Annotated in this window: 15 protein-coding genes and 1 other RNA gene; 12 read left to right on the forward strand and 4 right to left on the reverse strand. The window is 69.6% G+C overall.

What is annotated here, in order from left to right; all coding sequences use genetic code 11:
* Window positions 1-19 precede the first annotated feature (19 nt).
* The 3 genes from GIY23_RS04840 (at window position 20) to GIY23_RS04850 (ending at window position 1,783) form a co-directional block, all read left to right on the forward strand.
* Window positions 20-874 carry an EamA family transporter gene (locus GIY23_RS04840; RefSeq protein WP_222850239.1) on the forward strand — a complete coding sequence of 285 codons (855 nt, stop codon included), beginning with the start codon at window positions 20-22 and terminating at the stop codon, window positions 872-874.
* 85 nt (window positions 875-959) lie between these two features.
* Window positions 960-1,330: a transfer-messenger RNA gene (gene ssrA / locus GIY23_RS04845) on the forward strand.
* Between the two features lie 156 nt (window positions 1,331-1,486).
* Window positions 1,487-1,783 (forward strand): nucleotidyl cyclase domain-containing protein, encoded by a 297-nt coding sequence (locus GIY23_RS04850; RefSeq protein ID WP_154075558.1) that lies wholly within the window; start codon window positions 1,487-1,489, stop codon window positions 1,781-1,783.
* A 42-nt stretch (window positions 1,784-1,825) separates the two neighbouring features.
* On the opposite strand, the gene GIY23_RS04855 is transcribed toward GIY23_RS04850, so the two are convergent.
* A complete protein-coding gene (locus GIY23_RS04855; protein WP_154075559.1) occupies window positions 1,826-2,749 on the reverse strand; it encodes a DUF5996 family protein in 924 nt (307 codons plus the stop codon).
* A gap of 174 nt (window positions 2,750-2,923) precedes the next feature.
* Between GIY23_RS04855 and GIY23_RS04860 the strand changes: the two genes are divergently transcribed.
* The 5 genes from GIY23_RS04860 to GIY23_RS04880 all read left to right on the forward strand — a co-directional run bounded on the left by GIY23_RS04860 (window position 2,924) and on the right by GIY23_RS04880 (window position 6,591).
* The gene (locus GIY23_RS04860) at window positions 2,924-3,337 is read left to right on the forward strand and encodes a DUF1232 domain-containing protein (RefSeq protein WP_154075560.1); all 414 of its coding nucleotides are present in this window, start codon (window positions 2,924-2,926) and stop codon (window positions 3,335-3,337) included.
* An 86-nt stretch (window positions 3,338-3,423) separates the two neighbouring features.
* Window positions 3,424-3,822, forward strand: a complete 399-nt coding sequence (locus tag GIY23_RS04865; protein WP_154075561.1) for a 6-pyruvoyl trahydropterin synthase family protein — start codon at window positions 3,424-3,426, stop codon at window positions 3,820-3,822.
* Window positions 3,819-4,877: a glycosyltransferase family 4 protein gene (locus tag GIY23_RS04870; RefSeq protein ID WP_228717551.1), complete on the forward strand. Its 1,059-nt coding sequence runs from the start codon at window positions 3,819-3,821 to the stop codon at window positions 4,875-4,877. Before GIY23_RS04865 ends, GIY23_RS04870 begins: the two co-directional genes overlap by 4 nt.
* On the forward strand, window positions 4,874-5,668 hold the full coding sequence (locus GIY23_RS04875; protein WP_154075563.1) for an SAM-dependent methyltransferase: 795 nt from the start codon (window positions 4,874-4,876) through the stop codon (window positions 5,666-5,668). Before GIY23_RS04870 ends, GIY23_RS04875 begins: the two co-directional genes overlap by 4 nt.
* A gap of 5 nt (window positions 5,669-5,673) precedes the next feature.
* Complete coding sequence (locus GIY23_RS04880; protein WP_154075564.1) at window positions 5,674-6,591, forward strand: lysylphosphatidylglycerol synthase transmembrane domain-containing protein; 918 nt, start codon at window positions 5,674-5,676, stop codon at window positions 6,589-6,591.
* Here the strand turns inward: GIY23_RS04880 and GIY23_RS04885 are convergent.
* From GIY23_RS04885 to GIY23_RS04895, 3 genes are all read right to left on the reverse strand, one after another.
* Window positions 6,570-7,499 (reverse strand): pseudouridine synthase, encoded by a 930-nt coding sequence (locus tag GIY23_RS04885; RefSeq protein ID WP_154075565.1) that lies wholly within the window; start codon window positions 7,497-7,499, stop codon window positions 6,570-6,572. The genes GIY23_RS04880 and GIY23_RS04885 overlap by 22 nt on opposite strands.
* A 220-nt stretch (window positions 7,500-7,719) precedes the next feature.
* Window positions 7,720-8,727: an ArsR/SmtB family transcription factor gene (locus GIY23_RS04890; protein ID WP_154075566.1), complete on the reverse strand. Its 1,008-nt coding sequence runs from the start codon at window positions 8,725-8,727 to the stop codon at window positions 7,720-7,722.
* Between the two features lie 225 nt (window positions 8,728-8,952).
* The gene (locus GIY23_RS04895; protein WP_154075567.1) at window positions 8,953-10,206 is read right to left on the reverse strand and encodes a S8 family serine peptidase; all 1,254 of its coding nucleotides are present in this window, start codon (window positions 10,204-10,206) and stop codon (window positions 8,953-8,955) included.
* 484 nt (window positions 10,207-10,690) lie between these two features.
* Between GIY23_RS04895 and GIY23_RS04900 the strand changes: the two genes are divergently transcribed.
* The 4 genes from GIY23_RS04900 to GIY23_RS04915 all read left to right on the forward strand — a co-directional run bounded on the left by GIY23_RS04900 (window position 10,691) and on the right by GIY23_RS04915 (window position 14,696).
* Window positions 10,691-11,530 (forward strand): GNAT family N-acetyltransferase, encoded by an 840-nt coding sequence (locus tag GIY23_RS04900; RefSeq protein WP_228717552.1) that lies wholly within the window; start codon window positions 10,691-10,693, stop codon window positions 11,528-11,530.
* Window positions 11,531-11,718: 188 nt separating this feature from the next.
* Complete coding sequence (locus GIY23_RS04905; RefSeq protein WP_228717553.1) at window positions 11,719-13,041, forward strand: MFS transporter; 1,323 nt, start codon at window positions 11,719-11,721, stop codon at window positions 13,039-13,041.
* A gap of 103 nt (window positions 13,042-13,144) precedes the next feature.
* The gene (locus GIY23_RS04910) at window positions 13,145-13,381 is read left to right on the forward strand and encodes a DUF6158 family protein (protein WP_154075569.1); all 237 of its coding nucleotides are present in this window, start codon (window positions 13,145-13,147) and stop codon (window positions 13,379-13,381) included.
* The gene (locus tag GIY23_RS04915) at window positions 13,368-14,696 is read left to right on the forward strand and encodes an NAD(P)/FAD-dependent oxidoreductase (RefSeq protein ID WP_154075570.1); all 1,329 of its coding nucleotides are present in this window, start codon (window positions 13,368-13,370) and stop codon (window positions 14,694-14,696) included. The genes GIY23_RS04910 and GIY23_RS04915 overlap by 14 nt, the downstream gene beginning before the upstream one ends.

Genomic DNA, 14,696 nt, shown 5'->3' on the forward strand with positions numbered 1-14,696 from the left:
GGCGAGCACGATGCCGACCGTGCCTGCACTGCTCCTTGCCTTCACCGCCGCGCTCGGGTACGGACTCAGCGATTTCGTGGGCGGCCTCGCCTCGCGACGGACCCACGTGCTGCACGTCGTGCTCGTGTCGTATCCGGTGAGCGTGGTGCTGGTCGCGCTTGTGGCGCCGTTGGCCGGTGGCAACGCGACTGCGGCGGCGATGGCGTGGGGCGCGGCGTCGGGCGTGGCCGGTGGTCTGGCCGTCCTGTGGTTCTACGCCGCGTTGGCAACCGGTCCGATGAGCGTGGTCTCCCCGGTGACGGCGGTGCTCACGTCGGCTCTGCCGATGCTGGGCGGGCTTGCGCTGGGGGAGCGGCCGGGGCCGTGGGCGCTGGTTGGTGCCGTGCTCGCCGTCGGTGCGGTCGTTTTGGTGAGCAAGGAGGAACGCAGCACCGTCGACGAGGGAGCCCCGGCGCGGTTCACCGCGAAGGTGATGTTGCTCACTGTCGGTTCGGGTGTCATGTTCGCGCTCTATTTCATGTTGCTGCACCGCATCGAGGCAGGTGCGGGCCTGTGGCCGGTGTTCGCTTCCCGCGTGGTGGCAAGCGTGACCGTTCTCGTGGCGGCGATCGCGTTCGGGCAGCTCCGGTTCGCCCGCGGTGTCCCCGCGACCTTGGCGCTCGCTGCAGGAGCCCTTGACGTGATCGCCAACATCACGATGCTCTACGCCCTGCAGATGGGCATGTTGTCACTGGTCAGCGTGATCGCATCGCTGTACCCGGCGGCCACGGTGCTGATGGCGCGGCTGGTGCTGGGTGAGCGCTCCGGCCGGGTGCAGCAGGTCGGTCTCGTGCTCGCAGCGGTCTCGGTTGCCCTGATCGCGGGAGCGTCGTGACCCGGTAGGGAATAGTGGAATGATCGCCGGAGCGGAACACGTTATGCTGGTACGACCGAACGGGCCGAAGGACGGTCCGGGACAAGGGGGTGAACGGTTTCGACTCCGTACGTTGATCCAAGAGAAGCGTGCCGGTGGAGGCGGACGGCCACCGAAAGCGTCGACCGCAAAAAAATAAGCGCCGACAAGAGTCAGCGCGAGTTCGCCCTCGCTGCCTGAGCGAGGAGCGACTCTGTCGGACCGGGAGCGCCTCCGACCCGGAATCCGGCATCAGCTAGGAGGCTTCACCACCAGGTTCGGCCGCGGAACCGAGTGGGACATCCTACAGCGGCTGGGCCCGTCACATCGGCTTGTTCGCGTGACCGGTGGGGCCGAGTAGAGGCGTAGCGAACTGCGCACGGAGAAGTCTTGGTGAACCGACGGAGGACCCGGGTTCGATTCCCGGCACCTCCACACCGTTCGGGCCCTGGTCGGCGACGTTCCGCCGACCAGGGCCCTTTTTGCCTCAGCAGGCTGCCGACGGGCCCCCACCAGCGCACGTGGCTGCGTGAGCCTTTTTGGTGGTCAGGGCAACCAAAAAGGCTCACGCTGTTGTGCCGGTGGTGCGCCGTGGTGCGCACCGCGTTGCGGAACAACGCCACGGCCTACGGGTTCTCCATCTCGATCACGGCTTCCTACGGTTTGGCGAGCAGCGCCAACGGCGGCCCGAGCGCCGACGAGACGATCGCGTGCGCGGTGGGAGCCGGCGTGGCGTTCGTCCTCATCGGAGCGGTGTTCCTCACCGGGTTCCCGCAGGGCAGTCCGCGCGAAGGTGGACAGCTCGCGACCATCAGCGGCGGTATCGACCTGCTGGCCGTGCTCAATAACCTCGGCAGGCGTATGCCTCCACCAGCGCACGTGGCAGCGTGAGTCTTTTTGGTGGTCATAGCCACCAAAAAGGCTCACGCGGCTTTATCGGGGTGCGGCGCGCCGGTCGGGATGGTCTTCGAGGGCGTCGCGGTCCCAGCCGGCGGCCTCGGCGACGGCGTCGTAGGTGGTCTGGAAGAAGTCCAGCAGGGTGGCGTCCGGGGCGCTACTGGTGCGCACTGCTTCGTACGGCAACAGGAATTCGTTGACGCCTGTGTCGTAGTAGGCGGACGTGGGCCGGACCGGATGCTCGCGGTACCCGTCCGGTTCGGGGTAGGCGTAGGCGTAGAAGGTGCCTTCGGCGCTGCCGCCGGGCCAGAAGCCGCAGCTGGCCAGCTCGTGCGAGTAGCCCTCGACCATGACCCAGTCGGCACAGTTCGGCACCCCGCCCGGGTGCGGCGGTGCCGTGTTGCCGGAGAACCGCGTGCAGGCCATGTCCAGCGCGCCCCAGAAGACATGCACCGGGCTCGACTTCGCGATGAAGCGCGCGCGGAACTCGTTCAGCACGCGGTCGGCGGCGAGCAGTTGTCCCCAGAAGCGCGTGACGTGGTCGGGATCGTACGAGGCGAGCTCGGTGTCGTCCGGGAACGGGACGGAACGTTCGACCTCGACGGGACTGGTCATGATCGACACGTCGAGATCCATGTCCGCGAGTGTGGCCATGACCTCCTGGTAGAAGGTGGCCACCGTCTTGGGTTCGAGCGCGATGTCACGCTGTTCGCCGCTGCTGGAACGCATCCGCAGCCGGTGGTCGACGAAGTCGAACTCCATGTCGAAAAGTTGGTCGCCGTGCGGAATCGACGAGGTCGTGAGCCCGCGCGGTGTGACGTACAACGGGACTTGCCACCAGTGGTTGAGCATCGGCGCTTGCGCCATGCGGATCTTTCCGACGATCTGGGTCCACATGTGCAGCGTGTCGCGCGTATCGGCCCAATCGTCGACTCGCAGCGCCGGCCAGGATTCGGTCATGAAGGCTCCTCGGTCCGAGTTCGCTTGTCACCGGGTTTTCATGATGTGCCCACGTGCGTCCGTCGGCATTGTGCGGCGGAGTCGCGCGTTCCGGCCGGAGATGGCTGTAGCGTGAGTCGTCGCAGGGCACGTGGAGTGCGCGGGTGGACGGAACGATCTGATCCGAGGTGGTCGGTGACCGGAACAGGATGGGTCGACGCGGTGATCGGCGTCGTCGGCGGGATCGTTCTGATGTGGTTCGTCCTGGTCGTGGCGCTGCTGATGTTGCGTCCTCAGCGAGAGAGCGTGCAGGAGGCGTTGCGTCTGCTGCCCGACCTGGTGCGGTTGCTGCGACGGTTGGCCGCCGACTCGGCGCTTCCTCGTGGCGTGCGGGTGCGGCTGGCGCTGCTGTTGGGGTACCTGGCGCTACCGGTCGACTTGATCCCCGACTTCGTGCCTGTGCTCGGGTGCGCCGACGATGCGATCGTCGTCGCCGTGGTGCTGCGATCCGTCGTGCGCCGAGCCGGCCTGGACGCGGTCCGTGCCCACTGGCCCGGAACCGAGGACGGGTTCGCCGCGGTCTGTCGGATCACCGGACTTCCGCGGTGATCGCGCCTGCGCCCGCGCTGTGGCAGCGTGAGCCTTTTTGGTGGCTATGACCACCACAAAGGCTCACGCGGGTGGGAGGTTCGCCGATGTTCAGTGTCACCGTCCGGGATCACGTGATGGTCGCCCACAGTTTTCACGGTGAGGTGTTCGGGCCGGCACAGCGGTTGCACGGCGCGACGTTCGTGGTGGATGCGACGTTCCGGCGCGCCGAGCTCGACGCGGACAACATCGTCGTCGACATCGGCAGGGCGACGCAGGAACTCGGCGCGGTGCTCGCGGAGCTGAACTATCGCAACCTCGACGAGGTTCCCGAGTTCGCCGGCGTCAACACGTCGACGGAGTTCCTCGCCCGTGTCGTTGCCGACCGGCTCGCCGGTCGGGTGCACGCGGGTGCGCTCGGCGAAGCGGCGCGGGGGCTCGACGGAATCGTCGTGAGCCTGCACGAGTCGCACGTGGCGTGGGCGAGTTACGAGCGCGCGGTGTGACCACCTTCTTCGTGGTGCCGTCCACGGTCGACGATCCGACCGTCCCCAGTGGAGGGAATCGTTACGACCGAGAACTGTTCGCGAGACTGCCGGACGCACGGAAAGTGCTCGTGCCTGGTTCGTGGCCGCACCCGAACGCGGATGCCCGCGACCGGTTGCGGCAGGAGCTTGCCCAGCTTCCGGACGCCGGGGTGGTGCTCGTGGACGGGCTGGTGGCGGGTTCGGTCCCGGAAGTCGTTGTGCCGCAGGCACAGCGGTTGCGGATCGTGGTACTCGTGCACCTGCCCCTCGCGGCGGAGACGGGTCTGACGCACGAGGTCGCGGTCGATCTCGACCGGCGGGAGCATCGGGTGCTGCACGCCGCCCGGGCGATCGTAGCCACGAGCGTCTGGTCGGCTGACGCGCTGGTCCGTCGTCATGGACTCGACGCCGAGCGCGTCCACGCTGTGCTGCCCGGCGTCGACACCGCGCCGCTGGCGGAAGGAACCGACGGCGTGTCCCGGCTGCTGTGCGTGGCCTCGGTAACCCCGCGCAAAGGTCACGACGTGCTCGTGGACGCGCTCGCCGGAGTCGCAGACCGGACATGGAGATGTCGGTTCGTCGGTCCGTGGCGCGCACCGGATTTCCTCGCCGTAGTCCGGGAAAAGATCGCTCGGCACGGTCTCGACCGGCGGGTGGAACTCGTCGGCGCCCAGTCGTCCGCCCGGCTCGCGGTCGAGTACGACGCAGCCGATCTCGTGGTCCTGCCGTCGCGATCCGAGACGTACGGGATGGTGGTCACGGAGGCCCTCGCTCGCGCCGTTCCGGTCGTCGCGAGCACTGTGGACGGTGTTCCGGAAGCACTCGGCGTCACCCCGGACGGCGCGATCCCGGGGCTACTCGTAGCCCCCGGTGACGCGGTGGCGTGGTCGGCAGCACTGAACAGCTGGTTCTCCGATCCCGCTCTGCGGGAACGTCTGCGCGGTGCCGCGCGGCGACGTCGTGCCATGCTGGAATCGTGGGACGCGACGTCGGGACGGCTAGCAGCTCTGCTCGACCGGATGCACGCACCGTGAGTGCGTTCTCGGCCGAGTGGCTGTCGCTGCGGGAGGACGCGGACGCGGCGGCTCGAGCCGTAGAGCTCCTCGAACCGCTGCGGGAGCATCTCGGACGTGGGTCGATCGTCGTCCGCGACCTGGGATCCGGCACGGGTGGGATGGCGCGGTGGCTCGCCGGCAGGCTCTCCGGGCCACAGCACTGGATCCTGCACGACCACGACCCCGAGCTGCTCGCCGCCACGACCGTTCCGGACACCGCCGCCGACGGTGCGGCCGTGACAGTGGAGACCTCTCTTGTGGAGGTCTCCGACCTCGGAGACCTCCACGGCACGTCCTTGCTGACCGCCTCCGCACTGCTGGACCTGCTCACGGCGAACGAGGTCGACGCTCTCGCCGAGTCCTGTGCCGACGCGCGGTGTCCGGCGTTGCTGTCTCTGAGCGTCGTCGGCAGGGTCGTGCTCGAACCGGTCGACCCGCTGGACGCCGAGGTCGCCGAGGCGTTCGACGCGCATCAGCGACGCCGCACGGACAGCAGGCAGCTGCTCGGCCCGGATGCTGTCTCCGTCGCGACCGACTCCTTCGCGCGGGAGGGGCTGGAGGTGCGCACCGCACCCAGCGTCTGGCGGCTCGATCGCAGCGCGCAGAAGCTGACGGAGCAGTGGTTGCGCGGGTGGGTCGATGCTGCGAGTGAGCAGCGACCTGCCCTCGATCTCGACGCCTACCTGCGCCGACGACTCGACGACCTCGCCGCCGGAGCCCTGCGGGTCGAGGTGCACCACGCCGACCTGCTCGCCCTGCCGTCGCGGTGAGTCCGATGCTGTGGCGGTGGCTTCGTGCGGGTGCGGCGGTGGTGATCCTGGCCGCGCTCGCGTGGCGGCTCGGCACCGATGCGTTCGTGGACGGGATCCGCGCGGTCGATCTCTCCACCGTGTTGGCGGCGCTGGGGATCGGTGCGGTGACGACCGTGTTGAGCGCCGTGCGCTGGTGCCTCGTGTGTCGTGCGCTCGGTCTGCCGTTGGCTTTCTCGGTAGCCGTTGCGGACTACTATCGGGCGCTGCTGCTCAACGCCGTCCTGCCTGCGGGGGTTCTCGGAGACGTCCATCGCGCGGTGAGTCACGGCCAGGAGACGGGGGAGAGCGGACGAGCCGCACGCTCCGTGGTGCTCGAACGCACCGCCGGGCAGCTCGTGCTCACCGTCGTGGGCGCGTTCGTGCTGCTCGCGCACGGTGCCTCCGGACGTCTCCTGCCTGACGTGGGCGTCGGGCTCGCGGTGGTCGGGGTGCTCGTCTCGGCGGTAGTGGTTGCGGTCCGGAGGCTGCCGCCGTGGTCTCGGCCGCGCCGCACGCTCGCAGCGACCGGGGCGGACGTGCGGCGCGTACTGGCCGGGGACGTCGCCCCGGGTGTGCTGGCCCTGTCGGTCGCGGTGCTCGCCGGTCATGTCGCGTTGTTCCTGGTGGCAGCGGACGCAGCCGGGGTTACCGCTTCTGCCGTCGAGCTGGTGCCGCTGCTGCTCGTCGCTCTGTGCGCGATGGGCCTGCCGATCAACGTCGGCGGTTTCGGTCCGCGTGAGGCCGCCGCCGCGTGGGCGTTCGGCCTCGCCGGGCTCGGCGCGGCCGAAGGGCTGACGACGGCCGTCGTGTACGGCGTCCTGGCGCTGCTGGCGAGTGCGCCCGGGGTGGTGGTGCTGCTTTCCCGACTACACGGGCGTACTCAGCCCGCCCAGGCCGGATAGTCGGTCCACGCCTGCAACGTGGTGTCTGCCTCGAATCGCCGGTTCAGGCCGCTGCGGGGGTCGCGGAACTCGAGCACCGCCGACCGCAGCTGCAACGGCCGCGTGAAATCGTCCAGCGCGCGTTCGTACACCTGCGGGTAGAACGTGTCTCCGAGGATCGGCACTCCGAGGCTGTTCAGATGCACACGGAGCTGGTGGGTGCGCCCGGTCCGGGGGAGGAGCCGGTATCGACCCAAGCCGTCGCGTTGTTCCAGCAGTTCCACGTAGGTCTCGCTGTTGGGTTCGCCGGGAACTTCTTCGGCGGTGAGCACGCCGCGTTCCTTGACGATGCGGCTGCGCACCGTGCGCGGCAGTTCGAGTTTCGGGTCCACCGACGCCACGGCCTCGTACTCCTTGTGAACCCGCCGTCGCGCGAACAGTGTCTGGTACGCGCCGCGCAGTTCGGGCCGCACGACGAACATCAGCAGACCCGAGGTCATCCGGTCGAGCCGGTGCGCCGGGCTCAGGTCGGGTAGGCCGAGTTCGTGGCGCAGCCGCACCAGCGCGGTCTGCAGCACGTGCTTGCCGCGCGGGATCGTGGACAGGAACGGCGGCTTGTCCACCACGAGCAGGTCCTCGTCACGGTGCACGATCGGAATCTCGAACGGCACCGGCACCTCGTGCGGCAGGTCGCGGTGGAACCACACCGCCGAGTGCGGCACGAACGGTGCGTCCGCGGTGACCGGGCCGTGGAGGTCGACGATCTCGCCGTTGCGGAACATCGCGTCGAGCCGCTCCGGGGCGATCATCGGTAGCCGCTCCCGAAGGTGTTCACCGAGCGTGGCCCACGGCCCGTGGCCAGGCAGGCGTATCCGCGCCGGGTCGAGGCCGTGGCGCTGCGCCAACGGCGGCCGCTGTCTCCGTCGCATGCCCGCAGCGTAGGCCGACCGGCGTGCCCTTCCCTCTTCCCGGTCGGTGACGCGGCGGCACCATTCGGGTGCAGCTGAAAAGTGTTGGCGGGTGCGGCGGCCGAGCGCGAAGCTGAAGGAGTCCTCGCCCAGACGACCCGGGCACGACCGAACGCACTGTGGCAAGGGGGCGGGCTCGCCCGGGCGGGGACAGCGAACGCTGGGTTCGGCACATGCCGGCTCAGTGACTGGGGGGCGGGGCGGCGGGTGCATGCAGCAGCCGCCGCCCCATCACCGTGAGTTCGTGGCGCACGCGTTGCCCGCGTCGGCTCGTGTGCACGAGTCCGGCGGCACGGAGCAACCCGACCTGTTCGCTGGCCGAGGCGGCGGAGCGTTCCACGCGGGTGGCGAGGACACCCGTCGAACACGGGTCGTCGAGCGCGGCGAGGATCTGCGCGCGCGTCGTACCGACGACCTCCGCCAGCGCCCGCATCCGCGGGTCGCCGGGCGTGACTGTCGCGGGCCGGATGTCGACGCCGGTCACCGGATAGACCAGTACCGGTTCGAGATCGGGGTCGGCGAGCGTGACGGGCACACCTGCGCAGAAGAACGACGGGATCAGCGTGAGGCCGCGTCCCCGCAAGTCGATCTCGTGGTCCACGGGATAGTCGGCTTCGAGCACCGGCCAGTCCCAGCGGATCCGGGACGACAGACGCGCCAGCAGCGCGCCCGTCCCGCCGGCGGCGAGGTGGCCGCTGCGCGTGGTGAAGTCCGCGGCGACGTGACGTTGGATGCCCGGCCAGTACGGCTGGACGTAGCGTCGGAAGTAGTCTCGCAACGCGCTGTCGACGAGCATCCTGCTCGACCGGCCCGGGCTGGTCAGGTCCGGCGCCCAGTCCGGCAGTGCGGTGTGGCTCTCCAGCGCGCCGCTGAGCTCCTGCTGCCACTGGCGCGCGGGCGTGTCGAGCACGGCGTCCAGCGCCGCCTCGAATCCGTCGCGCGAGTCGGCGGGGGTGAGGAAGTCCGGGAAGTTGCCCTGCGGCGGGATGAGCAGCGACAGCAGGTCCCGGCTGGGGGACTCGGTGCCGGTGACGGCCTCGATCTGCCTGCTCCACGAGTTCTGCGCCGCGCTGTTGGGCTGGCCGGGACGCAGGCGGTGCACACTCAGGGTGAGCTCCCACATCGGGTCCGGGCGCGGCATCACCCGGATCCGGTGGAGGTCGTCCGGTGCGAACGTCATCCTCAGCACGGCCGCGGCTCCTCGACGGCGGGACTCGGTGGAGGCCGCGCTGTCTGCGCGACGAAGTCCAGTGTCCCAAGCCCCGCCACTCGATAAACGGGTTTCACCGGATCGAGCCGTTCGGCGCCCGAGTGTCACCGCTGCTCACGGTCGGTGATCACCACGCGCATCCGGGAACACGACAGCGCGGAGCGCGTCACGGTGGACGCACTCCGCGCTTGTTCGTGCTGAGGATCAGAATCCGTCGACGTTGAGCAGTGGCTCCTGCGTTCCGTCAGGGTCCTCGGACGGGAAGATCCAGTCGTTCGTCCCGGCCGCCTGCAGCGCGGACTGCACCTGCGCGGGCGTGTCGCCCGGGTTGGTCGCCTTGTGCAGTGCCGCCGCGCCCGCGACGTGCGGGCTGGCCATCGACGTTCCGGAGATCGTGTTCCGGCCGCCGTTCATCCACGTCGAGTCGATGCACGTGCCGGGTGCGATCAGGTCGATGTCCGGGCCGAAGTTGGAGAAGTCAGCGAAGGTGTCGTCGACGTCCTCCCGGCACGTCGCGGCCGCACCGCCGCCGGGCTGACCGTTGAAGTCGGCCAGTGCGCTGGTGGTGATGACCTCGTCGTAGGCCGCGGGTGTGGAGTTCGCGGCGTCGGCGGAGTCGTTGCCCGCCGCGACGACGAACGTGACGCCCGCGCCGACGGCGTTGCAGATCGCCTCGTGTTGCGCGTCGCCGTTGGTCCGGCCGCAGTTGCCGTCATCGGTGCCTTGGCCGCCGAGGCTCATGTTGGCGACCTCGATCTTGTCGGCGTTCGCGGCGACGTAGTCGATCCCGCAGATCACGTCGGAGGTGCTGCCCGCGCCGAGCGCGTTGAGGACCTTCACCGGCCAGATCCGCGCCCCGGGAGCCATGCCGACGACGCCGTCACCGTTGTCGAGGGCGCCGACCGTGCCCGCGACGTGACTGCCGTGCCCGTTCATGTCGTCCGGCGTGAGGCCGAGCAGCGAGCAGTTCTTCGCGCCTTCCTGATTCACGTTGAGGTCCGGGTGGTCGAGGTCGACACCGGTGTCGATGACGGCCACGTCGACGTCCACACGGTCGTCGTTGCCGTCGATGGCCGCGGTCGGGCTCTGGTCGGCCTCGGAGCGGTCGATGCCGGTCGGCGTCACCTGAGCCTGCGGGCTCGGTTGGGCGAACGCGCGGACTTCCTTGTCCTCCTGCACGTACGCGACGTTCGGGTCCGCTTCGAGGCGGTCTTTCGCCTCGCGGGTCAGCGTCGCGGAGTAGCCGTTGACCGCGGTCCGGAAGACGTTGGTGACCTCGGCGCCGAGGCCTTGCACGGCCTGCTGGGCCAATGCGGGCGCGTCGGCACCCTGCTCGAGCACGACGATGTAGTCGCCCGTCTGCTGGCTCGCGTCGTCGGCGGGCGCTGCGTACGCGGGCATCATCCCCACGCTCAGCGCGGCGCAGGCCGCGAACGCGACTGCTGCACTCTTTCTCATCGGACCTCCCGTTGCCTGCCGCCCGCGGACGGCCGTCGCGGGATCACGAGCCCTCGCCCTCTCGCATCCCCGGATTGTGGGAAGTAAACGCACCATGTGAAAGAACGGGAAGGGCGCGTGGGAACGTTACTCCGAATGCCGTGAAGATCGGTATTGTGCTGGTCCGAATGGACTAATCACGTTGGTCCTGTGTGGTCGTCACCACCGGAAGATCACCTCGTTTGCCGCGAGCCACTCGGGTTCTGCGTGTGGATCTCGAAATGGGCCGGCGGTTCTCGGAAAACGGACATTCGTTATCGGCAACCCCGTGACGAGATTCGCCTCCGCGGGAGAAGTCGGACCGTCCTCATCGGAATGGTGAACATCCGGTGGTTACCGTGCCGGAGCGAGATCGTGTCGTGCTGTTGCCGGGAGAAGCTGTCGCGAGGCCTGCCGATGATCAGTGCCTGATCGGGCGTCGGTGCAGCGTGCACGAGCAGGGAGAATGGCGGGTATGGACCCGCTGCACGACCCGGACGACGAAGAGCTCCTGCACCCTCGGCAGGCGCGGGAGCTCGCAGGCCGCGTCGAGGTGGCCCGGCTGTCCTCGGGCGCGATCCGTTACGGCAGGACCGGGCAGGTCGCGGCGGCCAGCGTGGTCCTCAACCCGGACGATCCGCTGCCTGGGGGCAACCACGCCTGCGGCCTGTGGGGAACCGGAGCGGAGGTCGCGGGAACACTGCTGCGGTTGGAGCGGACCTTCGCCGACAGCGACCGCGCCGAGGCCGTCGTCTACGCGTCCCCGACGACGGTTGGCGAGATCGAGGGCATCGCCGACGACGCCGGGTGGCGGGCAGTCGAGGAGAACGTGGCTCTCGTACACCGCACTCCGCAGGCACCCGGTACCCGCGCGCGGCTCGCCACCGGTGCGGACGCGCCCGGGATCGCCGAGCTCGTCGCCGACGACGCCGGGCTGTCCGGTGGGGCCGAGGCCCGGCTGGTGCGACTGCTCGGGCACCGGCTCGACGACCCGCGCTGTCTGCTCCTGGTCGTCGACGACGCCGACGCCGACCCGCCACGCGTCGCCGGGTTCGCGCAGGGATTCGCCGAACACGGCGTCGGCCTCGTCGAGCACGTCGTGGTGCGCCCTGGCCGTCGCCGGCGCGGAATCGGATCAACGCTGGTCGGCGCGGTCGTGGCCGCTGCGCGGGACCGCGGCGCGACACTCGTCGCCGCCCAGACGGAAGAAGGCGGGGGCGCGCAGCGTTTCGCCGAGGAGTGCGGGTTCGAGGTGACCTATCCCGTCACCACGTTCGCCCGGCGGATCGACGAACTTCTCGACTGAACGGTCGGCAGGTTCGCGACCCGCGACGCGATTGACCAGACGTCCTACCTTTGGTTGGCTGGCGTGGGTCTCGTCGTGCCGCTGACGGAGTCGCGACGTCGGGAACGGCGTCACCACTGGGGATGTGCACCGCGCTGCCGGGCCAAGACGGGGTGCGACGCGAGCGCCCCACCAGGAACGGAGGTTCGGTGTCCGACCAGCAAACCCCGGAACGCTCGAATGCGGGCTCCCGGCTGCCACGGGAGATCTGGATTCTCGCCGCGGGCAGTTTCATCGTGGCGGTCGGGATGGGCATCGTCTCTCCCGCGTTGCCTGCGTTCGCCGCGAGCTTCGACGTCGGCGTGACGCTGATCTCGTTCGTCATCAGCGCGTTCGCGTTCATGCGGCTGGCGTTCGCCCCGGTCAGCGGTCGGTTGGTCTCCCGGTTCGGGGAACGCCCGATCTACGTATGGGGCATCGCGATCGTCGGGTTGAGCACGGCGGCGTGTGCGTTCGCCGAGTCCTACTGGCAGCTGCTGGTGTTCCGCGCCCTCGGGGGAACCGGCTCGACGATGTTCACCGTCTCCGCGATCGCGCTGCTGGTGCGGCTCGCGCCGCCGGACCGCCGGGGTCGCGCTTCGGGCGTGTGGGCGACGAGTTTCCTGCTCGGCAACATCTCGGGCCCGATCGTCGGCGGCGTCATGGTGGGCTACTCGCTCCGGCTCCCGTTCGTCAGTTACGCGGTCGCGCTGTTCCTCGCCGCGTTCGTCGGCTGGATCATGCTGCGCAAGTCGACGCTCGCGGCCCGGGCAGAGGACGACGGCTCGCCCGCGATGACGGTGCGCGAGGCGCTCGGCCACCTCAGCTACCGGGCTGTCCTGTTGTCGAACTTCAGCCTCGGCTGGGGCGTGTTCGGGGTCCGGATGGCGCTGCTGCCGCTGTTCGTCGTCGAGGTCGTGCGGACCACGGAAGGCATGGCGGGTGTCGCGCTGTCCGTCTTCGCCGCCGGGAACGCCGCCGTGCTCATGGTGGCGGGGAAACTCTCGGACCAGTACGGCCGCAAACCGATGATCCTGGCCGGGTTGGCCGTGACGGCGGTCGCCACGATCGGGTTAGGATACACCACCACAGTGCCGCTGATGCTCACGGCATCACTGTTCTCCGGGGTCGGCGCCGGCCTGATGAACCCCGCCCAGAGCGCCGCCGTCGCCGACGTCATCGGATCGAAGGCACGCGGCGGCACCGTGCTGGCCACGTTCCAAATGGCCGCGGACGTCGGCGCCATCGTCGGCCCGCTGATCGCAGGAGCACTCGCCGACGCGATCTCGTTCGAGGCAGCGTTCCTCGCGACCGGCATGACCGCCGTGATCGCGCTGGCCGTCTGGGTCTTCGCACCGGAGACGATGGCCAAGCGCGAACCCGAAGGCGACGAACACACCTGCCAGGACCTCGCGCCCGAGGTCGGGCATCTCGACGACGCTCCGGAGGTCCCGAACACGGAGCGTATCGCTGGGAACCGCTCCGAGACCTGACCCGGCAGCGCGTGCGGACGGGTGATCAGCATGCCTACTGCCGCGTCCGTCTCTACGGTGACGGGACACCGGCTCGGTGCACCGAGTACCGCATGGAGGCGACATGAGCAGTGGCGGAATCGATCCGACGGCACTGTCCGAACAAGACCTGAACCGCGAACTCGCACACCTGCACGCCACCCGGCACGAGACGTTCCTGCACGGCTCGTCCGACGCGCTCCGCGAGCACACCGCTCGCACGTTCGACCTGGAGAAGGAGTACATGCGGCGCCATCCCGACCGGGCCGTCGATCCTCGGCGGACCCGGGAAGGAGCTCGAGCCGCCAGTGCGCGCGCCTGAACGCCGCACTCCCCGTGTCGTCGTCCTCGGTGGTGGGCACGTCGGTCTCACCGCTGCCTTGCGGTTGCGGTCGAAGCTGCGCTGCGGAGAAGCGCACGTCACCCTCGTCGACCGGCAACCGCACATGACGTACCAGCCGTTCCTCGCGGAGGTCGCGGCCGGGTTGCTGCGTCCGGGGAACGTCGTCGTCCCGCTGCGTGCGGCTCTCCCCGGCTGTGACGTCCGGACCGGGCACGTCACGCGTGTCGACACCTCGGCGCGGCGCGTCGATCTGGAACTCCCGGTGGGCACGCCGGAACACCTTCACTACGACGTCCTGGTCGTGGCTGTCGGCTCGATCTCGCGTGCGTCGCCGATTCCCGGACTCGCCGAGCAGGGGATCGGCTTCCGGAGCCTCGGCGAGGCGGTGTACCTGCGTCACCACGTGTTGTCCCGGTTGGACGCGGCCGCGAGCACGACGGACGCGGACCTGCGGGAGCCGCTGTTGACGTTCGTGTTCGTCGTCGGCGGCGGCTACGCCGGGGTCGAAGCCGTCGCCGAACTCGAATCCATGGCCCGTGAGGCGAGCAGGAACCATCCGACGCTGCGAACGCAGGACATGCGCTGGGTGCTGGTCGACGTCGCGGACCGGATCTTGCCGGAGGTCAGTGCTGCGATGGGCGACTACGCCCGGCAACGACTCCACGAGCGCGGAGTCGACGTCAAGCTCGGCACCCGCGTCCTGACGGTCGAGGACGGGAAGGTGGAGTTCTCCGACGGGGACACCGCGGAGGCGGACACCATCGTCTGGACTACCGGGGTCATTCCGCATCCGCTGGTGGAGACGATCGGTCTCACCCGCGACGACAGCGGGCGCCTGGCCACGACGACGAAGCTGCAGGTGCGCGGCACACACGAGGTGTTCGCCGCCGGTGACTGCGCCGCCGTGCCCGACCCGGCCGCCGACGATCCGGACGCGACGTGCGGTCCGTCGGCGCGGCACGCGGTTCGGCAGGCTCGCACGCTCGCCGACAACGTCGTCGCACTCCTGCGCGGCAGGCAGCTCACCGACTACGAGCCCACGCACGTGGGGTCGGTCGCGGGCCTCGGCCTGCATCACGGGATCGCGGAGGTCCACGGGATCACGCTCAAGGGTGTCCCCGCTTGGGCGCTGCGCCGTGCTCACCACGTGGCGAAGATGCCGACCGCGCTCGCGAAGCTGCGGGTCGTCGCCGAGTGGTTCACCCGGCCCCTGTTCCGTCGTCAGGTGACGTCGCTGGAAGGTCTGCAGGACCCGCATCGGGAGTTCCTCGTCGCGACCGGTCGGGCCGGGTGA

The organism is Allosaccharopolyspora coralli, assembly GCF_009664835.1.
Taxonomy (GTDB): Bacteria; Actinomycetota; Actinomycetes; order Mycobacteriales; family Pseudonocardiaceae; genus Allosaccharopolyspora; species Allosaccharopolyspora coralli.